Source organism: Streptomyces sp. NBC_00637 (genome assembly GCF_045161545.1).
GTDB lineage: Bacteria > Actinomycetota > Actinomycetes > Streptomycetales > Streptomycetaceae > Streptomyces.
This window is the reverse complement of sequence record NZ_CP109046.1, coordinates 5,513,180-5,525,639: the sequence shown is the minus strand read 5'-3', so window position 1 is coordinate 5,525,639 and position 12,460 is coordinate 5,513,180. Positions and strand designations below refer to the sequence as shown.

The following is a 12,460-nucleotide window of genomic DNA, read 5'->3' as shown; positions in this document are numbered from 1 at the left end:
ATGGCGGCCACCCACACCCTGAGGGCGAAGCACCGGCGCTCGGCACTGCGCACCCTCGCCTTCCTCTCGCCCTGGCTGATCGGTTTCGCGGTCTTCTTCGCGTACCCGATGATCTCGACGGTCTACTTCTCGTTCATGCACTACGACGGCTTCAAGCCGCCGACGTGGAGCGGCACGAAGAACTGGACGTACGTCTTCGAGCACTACCCCTTCTTCTGGCCGGCCCTGCGTAACACGCTCTGGCTCGTCGTGATCATGGTGACCCTGCGGGTCCTGTTCGGACTCGGCATCGGCATGCTCATCACGAAGATCAAGACCGGTACGGGTGTCTTCCGGACCCTCTTCTACCTGCCCTATCTCGCCCCGCCGGTGGCGGCCACCATGGCCTTCGCCTTCCTCCTCAACCCCGGCACCGGGCCGGTCAACTCCCTGCTGGAGAAGCTCGGCATCCCGGCGCCGGGCTGGTTCAACGACCCGAACTGGTCCAAGCCCGCCCTCACCCTGATGTTCCTGTGGGGGGTCGGCGACCTGATGGTCATCTTCATGGCCGCGCTGCTCGACGTTCCGAAGGAGCAGTACGAGGCCGCGGAACTGGACGGCGCCTCGGCGTGGCAGCGGTTCCGGTTCGTCACCCTGCCCAACATCTCGCCGATCATCATGTTCGCGGTCGTGACCGGCGTGATCGCGGCGATGCAGTGCTACACACAGCCGCTGGTGGCCGGAAAGGTCGCCTCGGGCGTGATCCAGGGCGCGGGCACCATGTTCGAGCCCGGCTACCCCGAGCACTCCACGCTCACCCTTCCCCAGCTCGTCTACAACCTCGGCTTCCAGCGCTTCGACTACGGCTCGGCCTGTGTCGTGGCCCTGGTCCTGTTCGCCCTGTCGATGGCGTTCACCGCGCTGTTGATGCGGCGCCGGGGCGGTCTCATCCAGGCAGGTGACTGACCCGATGACCCAAGTACTGGACCGTCCGGCGGAGTTGCGGACCCCCTCCTCTCCCGCCGAGCGCACCGCCCGCCGCCAGGCCCTGCTGGAATGGATCGCGGTCCACTCCCTCGGCCTGGCCGCGGCCCTCTTCTTCACCCTCCCCTTCGTGTTCGTGTTCCTGACGTCCCTGATGAGCGACTCCCAGGCGCTCAGCCGGGACCTGGTCCCGCACACCTGGGAGTGGGCCAACTACAAGAAGGTCTTCGACACCCCGGGCTTCCTCACCTGGTGGCGGAACACGCTGATCTACGCCGGCCTGGGCACGGTCCTCACCGTCGTCTCGTCCGTCCCGGTGGCGTACGCGCTGGCCAAGCTCCGCTTCCGGGGCCGGAATCTGACGCTCATGCTGGTGATCTCGATGATGATGCTGCCCCCGCAGGTGGTCGTCATCCCGATGTACCTGTTCTGGGCGAAGCAGCTGGACCTGTCGGGCACCCTGTGGCCGCTGATCATCCCGCTGGCGTTCGGGGACGCGTTCTCGATCTTCCTGCTGCGCCAGTTCCTGCTGACCATCCCGAACGAGTACCTGGACGCGGCGAAGGTGGACGGCTGCGGCGATCTGCGCACCCTGCTGAAGGTCGTGCTGCCGATGGCGAAGCCCGGCATCGCCGCCGTCGCCCTCTTCCAGTTCTTCGCCGCCTGGAACGACTACTTCGGTCCGCAGATCTACGCCTCCGAAAATCCGGACGCGTGGACCCTCTCCTACGCCCTGGAGTCGTTCAAGGGCGCGCACCACACCGACTGGAACCTCACCATGGCGGCCACCGTGCTGGTCATGGCCCCCGTGATCCTCGTGTTCTTCTTCGCCCAGAAGGCGTTCGTCGAAGGTGTCACCCTCACCGGAGTAAAGGGTTAACAAGCCATGAAACTCACCGTGGTCGGCGGCGGCTCGACCTACACACCCGAACTCGTCGACGGCTTCGCCCGCCTGCGGGACACCCTCCCCGTGGAGGAACTCGTCCTCGTCGACCCGGCGGCCGACCGCCTGGAACTCGTCGGGGGCCTGGCCCGCCGGATCTTCGCCCGGCAGGACCATCCGGGCCGCGTCGTGACGACGTCCGACCTGGACGCGGCCGTCGAGGGCGCCGACGCCGTGCTGCTCCAGCTCCGTGTCGGCGGCCAGGCGGCCCGCGAGCAGGACGAGACATGGCCGCTGGAGTGCGGCTGCGTCGGACAGGAGACGACGGGAGCCGGCGGCCTCGCGAAGGCGCTGCGGACCGTCCCGGTGGTCCTGGACATCGCCGAACGGGTCCGCCGGACCAACCCGCACGCCTGGATCATCGACTTCACCAACCCGGTCGGCATCGTCACCCGCGCCCTCCTCCAGGCCGGTCACAAGGCGGTCGGTCTGTGCAACGTGGCGATCGGCCTCCAGCGGAAGTTCGCCGCCCTGCTCGACGTCGCCCCGGCCGACATCCACCTGGACCACGTGGGCCTCAACCACCTCACCTGGGAGACCGGGGTGCGCCTGGGCGGCCCCGAGGGCGAGGACCTGCTGCCGGGCCTCCTGGCCGCGCACGCCGACACGATCGCCGCCGACCTGCGCCTGCCGCGCGTACTCCTGGACCGGCTGGGCACGGTCCCCTCCTACTACCTGCGGTATTTCTACGCGCACGACGAGGTCGTACGGGAGCTGCGCACGAAGCCGTCGAGGGCGTCCGAAGTGGCAGCCATGGAACGCCGGTTGCTGTCGCTGTACGCCGACCCGGCCCTGGACGAGAAGCCGGAGCTGCTGGCGAAGCGCGGCGGCGCCTACTACTCGGAGGCCGCGGTGGACCTGGCGGCGGCGCTGCTCACCGGCTCGGGCAGCCCCTACCAGGTGGTGAACACCCTCAACAACGGCACGCTGCCCTTCCTCCCGGACGACGCGGTGATCGAGGTCCAGGCGGCGGTGGGCCCCAAGGGTCCGTCCCCGCTCCCGGTGCCGCCCGTCGACCCGCTCTACGCGGGCCTGATGGCGAACGTGACGGCGTACGAGGACCTGGCCCTGCGAGCGGCCCTGCACGGCGGCCGCGACCGGGTCTTCAAGGCCCTGCTGTCGCACCCCCTGATCGCCCAGTACGAGTACGCCGAGCAGCTGACCGACCGACTCGTCGCACACAACCGGGAGCATCTCGCGTGGGCCTGACGGCAAGCGTGCTCGCCATCGACGCGGGCAACAGCAAGACGGACGTCGCGGTCGTGGCGGCCGACGGAGAGGTCCTCGCCACGGCCCGCGGTGACGGGTTCCGCCCGCCGGCCGTGGGCGTGACGGCGGCGGTGGACGCCCTGGCCGACACCGTCACGCGCGCGTACACGGCGGCCGGCGTCGACGCGGCGGTCCATGTCTCGGCCTGTCTGGCCAACGCGGACCTGCCGGTGGAGGAGGAGCAACTGGCGGCAGCTCTGCACGCGCGCGCGTGGGGCGCCTCCGTGGACGTCCGCAACGACACGTTCGCCATCCTGCGGGCGGGCGTCGCCGAGCCCCGCGGGGTGGCCGTCGTCTGCGGCGCCGGCATCAACTGCGTCGGCATGCGTCCCGACGGCCGCACCGCCCGCTTCCCCGCCCTCGGCCGCCTCTCCGGCGACTGGGGCGGCGGCTGGGGCCTGGCCGAGGAGGCGATATGGCATGCGGCGAGGGCAGAGGACGGCAGGGGCGGCCCGACGGTCCTCACCGACGCGCTCCCGTCCCACTTCGGACTGCCGTCCATGTACGCGCTGATCGAGGCCCTCCACCTGGAGCGGATCCCCCCGTCCCGCCGCCACGAACTGACCCCGGTGCTCTTCGGGACGGCACGCGACGGCGACGCGGTCGCGCGCACGATCGTCGACCGGCTGGCGCAGGAGGTGGTGTCGATGGCGACGGTCGCGCTGACCCGTCTGGACCTTCTGGAGGAGGAGACACCGGTACTTCTGGGGGGAGGCGTTCTCACGGCGGGCCACGAGCAGTTGGACGACGGGGTGCGGGAACTCCTGGCCGCACGGGCGCCGAAGGCGGTGCCGCGCGTCGTACGGGAACGCCCGGTCCTGGGGGCGGCGCTGCTGGGCCTGGACCGGCTGGGAGCCGACGCCGACGTGCAGCGAAGGGTGCGCGGACACTTCGACGCGGGGTGAGTGAGCGCAGGCGTCCCCCGGCACAACAGGAGCGCCCACGACGGAACCGAACACCCACCCGACGCGTTCTCATGGACAGGGGTGACTGCGATCTGATCAAGATCCAGTGAAGGCCGGTGCGCATGACCGGTCCCGCCAGCGATACTGGCGGCGGTAGATGACCATGGGGGAGGTCAAACGTGGCAAACCCGGCACCAGGCAGCACCGTGGCGCCACTCGCGCCGGCCGCGGCGCCACCGCCGACGCGCCGCACGGCGTTCGCCGAGGGCGTGGACAAGGCGCGCGCGGCGGCGACCACGGAGCCGGGCAGGCTCCGCGTCATCGGCGCATTCCTCGCCCTGCTCGTCCTCGCCTTCGGCGCCGTGACGGCCTGGCAGACGACCGACCGCGCGGCCGCCGCCGACGACGTCCTGCACAAGAGCCAGCCGCTCAGCGCGGCCGCGGCCGACATCTACCGTTCGCTGGCCGACGCCAACACGGCCGCCTCCAGCGGGTTCCTGGCGGGCGGTCAGGAGACGGCGGAGTCCCGGGAGCGCTACGAGACGGACATCGACGAGGCCGCCTCCAAGCTCGTCACCGCGGCCAACAACGCCGACCCCGATTCGCCCTCCACCGCGGTCATCACCAAGCTGAACACCCTGCTGCCCGAGTACAAGGGCCTGGTCGAGCGCGCGCGGACGTACAACCGGCAGGGCTTCCCCGTCGGCGGCGCCTATCTGCGGTACGCGAACCAGAAGATGCAGGGGGAGATGCTCCCCGCAGCCCAGGATCTCTACACGAAGGAGAACCAGCGCCTCGAGGACGACTACGGCGACGCGACCCCCTACCCATGGGCGGCGATCGCGCTGGGCGTCCTCGCGCTGGCCGGCCTCGCCTGGGCGCAGCACCGCAACTACCGCCGTACGAACCGAGTCCTCAACCACGGCCTGGTCGCGGCGACGGCGACCACCACGATCGTCCTGCTCTGGCTGGTCGTGGGCCACAGCGTGGCCCGCGCGGACCTCGACGACTCCTACGACCACGGCGTCCGCTCGCTGAACGTCCTGCACGACGCCCGCATCGCGTCGCTCAAGGCGCGCGGTAACGAGAACCTGACGCTGGTGGCGCGCGGCGCCGAGACCGTGAAGGTGACGGCCGACGGCGAGGAGGTGACGCTCGACAAGTACGACCACGACTTCAGCACCGAGATCACCACCCTCGGCAAGGGCCTCACCCTCGCGGCGAAGCTCGCCGACGACCAGGCGGGCGAGAAGCCGGTCGCCACGGCCGAGAGCAACATGGTCGAGTGGAAGAAGCGCCACACCGCGGCCCGCGAGCAGGACGACAACGGCAACTACGAGCAGGCGCTCGCCCTGGTGATCGGCGGCAAGGACGCCACCGGCGCCTGTTTCGACGGCGTCGACAAGAACCTCGCGAACGCGCTGGCGCACGAGCAGACCGAGTTCCGCCAGGCGGCGGGGGACGGTCTGGGCGCGATGACCGGGCTGCCGATCGGCGCCGCCGTGCTCGCCGTGCTGGGCGCCGCGGGCGCGGTCGTCGGCATCGGCCGCAGACTGTCGGAGTACAGGTGAACGGGCGCGGCCCGGTGAACGGCCGCGGATCGGTGACCCGGCGCCTGCCGGTGGGCAGGAGCGTCTCGGCGGGCGGGAGCGAACCGGCGGAAGGAGGCGTACCGGTGGAAGGGGGCGTGACGATGCGTGTGCGACGGCTACGGGCCGGTCTGAGGGGCTGGGGCGGAGTGGGCGCGATGGCGGCCCTGTGCGCCCTCGCGCTGGCCTTCGTCCTGCTGCTGCCGGCGACGACCCGGTCGCCCGGCGACGGAAGCACCGGCCGGGCCGGCCAAGGCGTCGCCACGGGCACCCAGGCGGCCGACGCCGACTGCACGGCCCCGGAGAAGCTGACGCCGGCGCCGTCGACCGCGGACGGCCCGACGATCGCCGCGATCAAGGCCCGGCAGGGCGAGAAGCGCAAGCTGATCGTCGGAGTCGACCAGAACAGCTACCGCTGGGGCTACCGCGACCCGAACAACACGGGCGCGGAGCTGGAGGGTTTCGACATCGACCTCGTCCACCGGATCGCCCAGGACATCCTCGGCGACCCGAACGCGGTCCAGTTCAAGGCCATCCCGACCAACCAGCGCATCCCGGCCATCAAGGAGGGCCGGGTCGACATGGTCGTACGCACCATGACGATCTCCTGCGCCCGCCTCGCCGATGTCGCCTTCTCCGCGCCCTACTTCAAGACGGGACAGCAGGTCCTCGCGCCCAAGTCCTCGACCATCAAGGGCTACGACGACACCCTGGCGAAGAAGAAGGTCTGCACGGCGACCGGTTCGACGGCCAACACCCAGCTGGTCGAGGACAAGAAGGCCGGCAAGATCGCCTCCAGTGTCGTGATCGCCACCCCCGTGCCCAACCAGCTCGACTGCCTGGTGCGGTTGCAGCTCGGCGAGGTCGACGCGGTGGTCACCGACGGCGCGCTCGCGGCCAGCCAGGCCGCCCAGGACCCCACGGTCGAACTGAAGGGCGCCCCGTTCACGACCGAGTACTACGGCGTGGCCATGGATAAGAAGGCCACGGATCTGGTACGCCGGGTCAATCAGATCCTGGTGGAGTACCGCGCGAACGGCTGGCAGGCGTCGTACGACACGTGGTTGTCGGCGACACTGGGCACCGACTCGACGAAGTCGAAGCCGCCCACGCCGCAGTACCTGAGCACGAGCTGACCGCCCGGCGGGCGGGACGGCGGGCCGGACGGCGGACAGAGCCGAGTAACCGACACAGCAGCGAGAGGTGATCGATGGGCGTCACGGGACCCCCCGGGCCGGTGATGGACCGGGACGAGGTCGACCGTGCGCTGGCGCGGCTCGGCGCGGAGCACGAGGCGATCGAGACCTCGCTCCTCGCCCTCCAGGACCACGCGGGCCGCAGGCTCCTCGAAGGCGCCGAACTCACCGGCGTCACCAAGGAGCGCTGGGCCTCCGCGGAGGCGTCGATCACGCTGCTGTGGACGTACTTCGACGCGTACACGGACGCGCTGCGCGGCGCCCGCGACATCCGCTCGCGCCGCCGCTGGTCCAGCCGCGAGGACCTGGCGGAGCTGACGGAACTGCTGCGCGGCGAGTCGGTCACGGTGGCGGGCTCCGCCGCCGGTACGGCCGCCACCGCCAACGCGCCGACGCTGCACGGCTCCGGCAGGCTCAGCCACAGCTTCTCCCTCACCACCCTCGTCGAGCGGATGAACGAGCTCTACGCGTCCTCGCTCGACATGGTGGTGACCGCCGACGCGGTGTGGTCGGCGCTGCCCGCCCGGATAGACCTACTGGCCGCGGAGCTCCAGCGCACCCGCCGGCTCGCCCACTCCGTCGGCGTCCGCCCGGGCGAGCACCCGGCGGGCGACGACCTCGAACGCATCACCCGCACCCTGACCGACCTGCGCGAGCAGGTGGTGTCGGACCCGCTCGCCTTCTGGGTACGCGCGCAGGGCAGTTCGGCGCCCGGCGGCGGCCGTCCGGACACCACGGTGTACGACCGTGAGGCACGCGCCCTGGAGGACGTACGCCGGGAGATCGACGCCGTGCTGACGGTCCGCCAGGACGCCGAGCAGCGGCTGCTGAAACTGCGGGACACCCTCAGCCGGGCCGACCGGACGCTCGCCGAGGCGCGCACCGCGCGCGGCGAGGTGCTCGCGAAGATCGCCGCGACGGAGGTGCCGGTGGTCAGCGGCCCGCCGACCGTGCTCCAGGAGCAGCTCGCGACGGCCGCCGAGTACCGCCGGCACGCCCAGTGGCACCGCCTGTCCCCGCTCCTGGAGTCCCTGGAGCAGAAGGCGGAGGACGAACTGCTGCGCGCCCGTGAGTCGTTGACCGCGGTCACCCAGCCGTTGGCGGTCCGCGCTGAACTGCGCGGCCGTCTCGACGCGTACAAGGCGAAGGTCGCCCGGCACGGGCTCGCCGAGGACCCGTTCCTCATCGAGCGTTACGACGCGGCGCGCCGCATGCTGTGGAGCGCACCCTGTGATCTGCGCGTCGCCGGACAAGCCGTCCTGCGCTACCAGCAGGCGGCCGCCGAACTGTTCACGGCACCGCGCGTGCCGGAGCAGGGTGGCCTCGAGGACCGTAGGGGGGAGCAGTAGCCATGAGTCAGGAAGGGCAGGCGTGCCAGCGGCCGGGCTGCGAGGGCGCGTACGAGGACGTGGGTGACGGCGAGCTGTACTGCGACACCTGCGGTCTGGCCCCCGTGGTGTCACCGACCGGCCTGGTCGGCTCACCGCCGACCGGGGTGACCCGGGGCGGCAAGGTCTCGGCGGGCAGCGCCAGTTCACGCGCGAGCGGACGCAGCGCCCGCAGTACGCGTACGTCGTCGCAGTCGTCGAAGTCGCGCCGTTCGGTGTCCGGGCGGCTGTCCCGGTCACTCTCGGGCAAGTCGACGGGCCGTTCGGTGTCGGTGCGCAGCTCCGGCTCGACCGCGAGCTCCTCCGGGCGGGCCAGGCTGGGCGTCGGCCTGGTCGCGGTGCCGCAGGTGCCGAAGCCCGACCCGCGCGCGATGGTGCAGGAAAATCCCGAGGTGCCCGAGCGCAAGCGGTTCTGCTCGCGCTCCGACTGCGGTGCCCCGGTGGGCCGTTCGCGCGGCGAGCGGGAGGGACGCACGGAGGGCTTCTGCACCAAGTGCGGCCACCCGTACTCCTTCGTGCCGAAGCTGAAGGCCGGCGACATCGTGCACGGCCAGTACGAGGTCGTGGGCGCGCTGGCGCACGGCGGGCTCGGCTGGGTCTATCTGGCCATCGACCTCCCGGTGTCCCGCCGGTGGGTCGTGCTGAAGGGCCTCCTGGACACGGGCGACCAGGACGCGATGGCCGCGGCCATCTCCGAGCGTCGCTTCCTCGCCGAGATCGAGCACGCCAACATCGTGCGGATCTACAACTTCGTCGAACACCTCGACCGTCGCACCGGCTCCCTCGACGGCTACATCGTCATGGAGTACGTCGGCGGCAAATCCCTGAAGGAGATCGCCAACGACCGCCGCACACCGCAGGGCAAGCGGGATCCGCTCCCCGTGGAACAGGCCTGCGCGTTCGGCATCGAGGCGCTGGAGGCGCTCGGCCATCTGCACAGCCGCAACCTGCTGTACTGCGACTTCAAGGTCGACAACGCGATCCAGACCGAGGACGAGCTCAAGCTGATCGACATGGGCGCGGTCAGGAGGATGGACGACGACGAGTCGGCCATCTACGGCACCGTCGGCTACCAGGGCCCGGAGGTCGCGGAGGTCGGCCCGTCGATCGCGTCCGACCTGTACACGGTGGGCCGGACGCTCGCCGTCCTGACCTTCGACTTCCAGGGCTACACGACCGTCTTCGTCGACTCGCTGCCCGACCCCGACAACATCGAGGTCTTCCGCCGGTATGAGTCGTTCTACCGGCTGCTGGTGCGCGCCACCGACCCCGACCCGGCCCGCAGGTTCGCCTCCGCGCAGGAGATGGCGGAGCAGCTGACGGGTGTGCTGCGCGAGGTCGTCTCGCTCCAGAGCGGCCGGGCCCGGCCCGCGGTGTCGACCCTGTTCGGGCCGGAGATCAAGGTCACGGACACGGAGCTGTTCCCGAAGCCGGCCGGTGAGGTGTCACGGCTGGGACCGCGGGTCACCGTCAAGTCCTCGCGTCTGCGCGGCGGTTCCGCCACCGCGCCGGCTCTGCCCGGCACGGCCCCCGCCCTCGCCGGCGCGGCGCCCGCGCCCGCCGGCGCCGGTCCCGCCCTCGTCGGTGGCTCCGGTCTGCCGGCTGCCGGCGGGGCGGCGTCGCCGGGCGTCGGGAGCACCGTCGCCGGGAGAGCTGTCGCCCCCGGTCTCGTGAAGACCGTCCCCGCACCCGCCGCCGCGCTCGCGCTGCCGGTTCCGCACGTCGACGCCACCGACCCCAACGCGGGTTTCCTCGCCGGTCTGCTGACGTCCGCGCCGTCCGAGCTGATCACGGCCCTCGCAGCCGCGCCGGCGCCGTCGGTCGAGACCCGGCTGCGGCAGATCCGCGCCTGGCTGGAGAACGGCGACCACCAGGCCGCCCTGATGTCCCTCCAGAAGCTGGAGGACGAACGGCCCGACGACTGGCGGGTGGTCTGGTACCGGGGCGTGGCCTCGCTGGTCACCGGCGACCACGAGGGCGCCGCGCTCGCCTTCGACGCGATCTACGACGCCTTCCCGGGGGAACCCTCGCCCAAGCTGGCGCTCGGCCTGTGCGCGGAGGTGCTGGGCCAGCTGGACAACGCCGCCGAGTACTACCGCCTGGTGTGGTCGACCGACCCGAGCTATGTGAGCTCCGCGTTCGGCCTGGCCCGCGTGCAGCTCGCGGCCGGGGACCGCCGGAGCGCCGTACGCACGCTGGAATCGGTACCGGAGTCCTCCATCCACTACACGGCGGCCCGGGTGGCCGCCGTGCGGGCCCGACTCCGGGAGCGGACCGCCCTCGCCTCCGACGTACCCTTCCTGGAGGACCTCACCGCCGCCGCGGCCCAGGTCGAGGCGCTGGACGCGTACGGTCTGGATCCGACGCGGCGCGAGCAGTTGTCCGCGGAGGTCCTCGGCTGTGCCCTCGACTGGATACTCTCCGGTGGCCAGGGCACGGGCCCGGCCGCCCGGGTGCTGCTCGGCAGCGAACTGGACGAGCGGGGGCTGCGCTTCGGCCTGGAGCGCTCGTACCGCACGCTGGCCCGGCTGGCGACCGGCGGCGAGGAAAGGATCGACCTGGTGGAACGTGCCAATCGTTACCGCCCCCGGACGTGGGTGTAGTTGATGTCCCAGATGCCCCGGCAGGCCGCCCTGCCGACGTGTCCGAGCTGCGCGGAGCCGCTCGAAGCGGGTGACCGTTTCTGCGGCGCGTGCGGATACGACCTGTCCGCCGTACCGTCGCGCCCGGACGACCATCCGACCCTCACGATGAGCGGCTCGGCCCAGCCGGCTCCCGCGCAAGCGTCGGCGGGGCCGACGCTGAGCGGCACGGCCGTGCCGGGTGGCGCCGCGAGCGGCGCAGGTGTGAGCGGTGCCGGTGTGAGCGGAGTCGCCACCGCGGCGCTGCCTCCGCAGGGCGCGCTGCCCACGCCCTCGGGTTCCGGCGTCCCGATGCCGTCGGGTTCCGGCGTGCCGGCGCCGTCGGGCTCCCGTGAGCCGATGCCGTCGGGTGCCGGTGAGCCGGTGCCGCCGGCGGGTTCCGGAGGACCGGTGCCGCCGGCCCCCGGCTCGCCGCATCCGTCGTCTCCCGCCGCACCGCCGGTCCCCGGCACCTCGGGTGACGCCGGAGAGACCGGAGACGCCGGTGTGTCCGGTGTCCGGTTCGACCGGCCGTCGGAGCCCGACGAGTACGCCCTTCAGGCGCCGGACCCCCGGGTGGCCGCCGCGGTGACCGAGACGGCCCAGGTGTGCGTGGCCTGCCGGGCGGGCCGCGTCGACGACGACGGGTACTGCGAGAACTGCGGACACGCGCAGCCGCGCGAACGCGACCACATGGAACTGGAGTCGGGGCCCCAGGCCGCCGTCAGCGACCGCGGTCTGCGCCACCACCGCAACGAGGACGCCTTCGGCCTCGGCCGCACCGCCCTGCCCGACGGCTCGCCCGCGCTCGTGGCGATCGTCTGCGACGGCGTGTCCTCGGCGACCCGTCCCGACGACGCCTCGCTCGCCGCGTCGAAGACGGCACGGGAGTCACTGCTGGCCTCCCTGCCGCAGGGCACCCACCCGCAGCAGGCCATGCACGAGGCGATCGTGGCCGCCTCGTACGCGGTCAACGCGCTGGCCGACGAGCCCGCCACGGCCCGCGAGCACGCCCCGCACCAGAACGCCCCGGCCTGCACCCTCGTCGGGTCGGTCGTCACGCCCGGGCTGCTCGTCGTCGGCTGGGTCGGCGACAGCCGCGCCTACTGGATCCCAACAGACCGCAGTTCACCGCCGGCCAGGCTCACCGAGGACGACTCCTGGGCCGCGCAGATGGTCGCCGCGCGCCTGATGAGCGAGGCGGAGGCCTACGCCGACGAGCGCGCCCACGCGATCACCGGCTGGCTCGGTGCCGACGCCTACGAACTGGAGCCGCACACCGCTTCCTTCAAGCCGGACCGGCCCGGTGTGGTGGTGGTGTGCACGGACGGCCTGTGGAACTACGCGGAGGCGGCCGAGGACATGGCCGAGGTCGTCCCGCCGGACGCCGCCGCCCGCCCGCTGCACAGCGCGCGCGTCCTGGTCGGTCACGCCCTGGACGGCGGGGGCCACGACAACGTAACAGTGGCCGTCGTGCCGTTCCCCGCACCCGCGCAGGGGGCAGGATCGGCCTGAGGGCCGCAACCGGAAACCACCGCAGAACACGGGGAACACCGGAAAAACGGGAAACACGGGGAAACACGGCG

At 71.9% G+C, this 12,460-nt stretch carries 9 protein-coding genes; all 9 read left to right on the top strand.

Features of this window, described 5'->3' with window-relative positions; all coding sequences use genetic code 11:
* On the top strand, positions 1–945 hold the full coding sequence (locus tag OG440_RS24295) for a carbohydrate ABC transporter permease (RefSeq protein ID WP_406008896.1): 945 nt from the start codon (positions 1–3) through the stop codon (positions 943–945).
* 4 nt (positions 946–949) lie between these two features.
* Entirely contained in the window at positions 950–1,843 is an 894-nt protein-coding gene (locus OG440_RS24290; RefSeq protein ID WP_406008895.1) for a carbohydrate ABC transporter permease, read from the top strand.
* 6 nt (positions 1,844–1,849) lie between these two features.
* The gene (locus OG440_RS24285; protein ID WP_406008894.1) at positions 1,850–3,115 is read left to right on the top strand and encodes a 6-phospho-beta-glucosidase; all 1,266 of its coding nucleotides are present in this window, start codon (positions 1,850–1,852) and stop codon (positions 3,113–3,115) included.
* The gene (locus OG440_RS24280; protein WP_406008893.1) at positions 3,106–4,080 is read left to right on the top strand and encodes an N-acetylglucosamine kinase; all 975 of its coding nucleotides are present in this window, start codon (positions 3,106–3,108) and stop codon (positions 4,078–4,080) included. The genes OG440_RS24285 and OG440_RS24280 overlap by 10 nt, the downstream gene beginning before the upstream one ends.
* A gap of 179 nt (positions 4,081–4,259) precedes the next feature.
* Positions 4,260–5,651, top strand: coding sequence for a hypothetical protein (locus OG440_RS24275; protein ID WP_406008892.1), 1,392 nt, complete (start codon positions 4,260–4,262; stop codon positions 5,649–5,651).
* A 122-nt stretch (positions 5,652–5,773) separates the two neighbouring features.
* Positions 5,774–6,805 (top strand): glutamate ABC transporter substrate-binding protein, encoded by a 1,032-nt coding sequence (locus OG440_RS24270; RefSeq protein WP_406011443.1) that lies wholly within the window; start codon positions 5,774–5,776, stop codon positions 6,803–6,805.
* A gap of 74 nt (positions 6,806–6,879) precedes the next feature.
* The gene (locus tag OG440_RS24265; protein WP_406008891.1) at positions 6,880–8,214 is read left to right on the top strand and encodes a hypothetical protein; all 1,335 of its coding nucleotides are present in this window, start codon (positions 6,880–6,882) and stop codon (positions 8,212–8,214) included.
* A gap of 2 nt (positions 8,215–8,216) precedes the next feature.
* Positions 8,217–10,856 carry a tetratricopeptide repeat protein gene (locus OG440_RS24260; RefSeq protein ID WP_406008890.1) on the top strand — a complete coding sequence of 880 codons (2,640 nt, stop codon included), beginning with the start codon at positions 8,217–8,219 and terminating at the stop codon, positions 10,854–10,856.
* Between the two features lie 3 nt (positions 10,857–10,859).
* A complete protein-coding gene (locus OG440_RS24255; protein WP_406008889.1) occupies positions 10,860–12,389 on the top strand; it encodes a protein phosphatase 2C domain-containing protein in 1,530 nt (509 codons plus the stop codon).
* Positions 12,390–12,460 lie beyond the last annotated feature (71 nt).

Coding starts and splice junctions, on each gene's coding strand:
- OG440_RS24295 (WP_406008896.1), top strand. CDS start 1: ATGGCGGCCACCCACACCCTGAGGGCGAAGCACCGGCGCTCGGCACTG.
- OG440_RS24290 (WP_406008895.1), top strand. CDS start 950: ATGACCCAAGTACTGGACCGTCCGGCGGAGTTGCGGACCCCCTCCTCT.
- OG440_RS24285 (WP_406008894.1), top strand. CDS start 1,850: ATGAAACTCACCGTGGTCGGCGGCGGCTCGACCTACACACCCGAACTC.
- OG440_RS24270 (WP_406011443.1), top strand. CDS start 5,774: ATGCGTGTGCGACGGCTACGGGCCGGTCTGAGGGGCTGGGGCGGAGTG.
- OG440_RS24265 (WP_406008891.1), top strand. CDS start 6,880: ATGGGCGTCACGGGACCCCCCGGGCCGGTGATGGACCGGGACGAGGTC.
- OG440_RS24260 (WP_406008890.1), top strand. CDS start 8,217: ATGAGTCAGGAAGGGCAGGCGTGCCAGCGGCCGGGCTGCGAGGGCGCG.
- OG440_RS24255 (WP_406008889.1), top strand. CDS start 10,860: ATGTCCCAGATGCCCCGGCAGGCCGCCCTGCCGACGTGTCCGAGCTGC.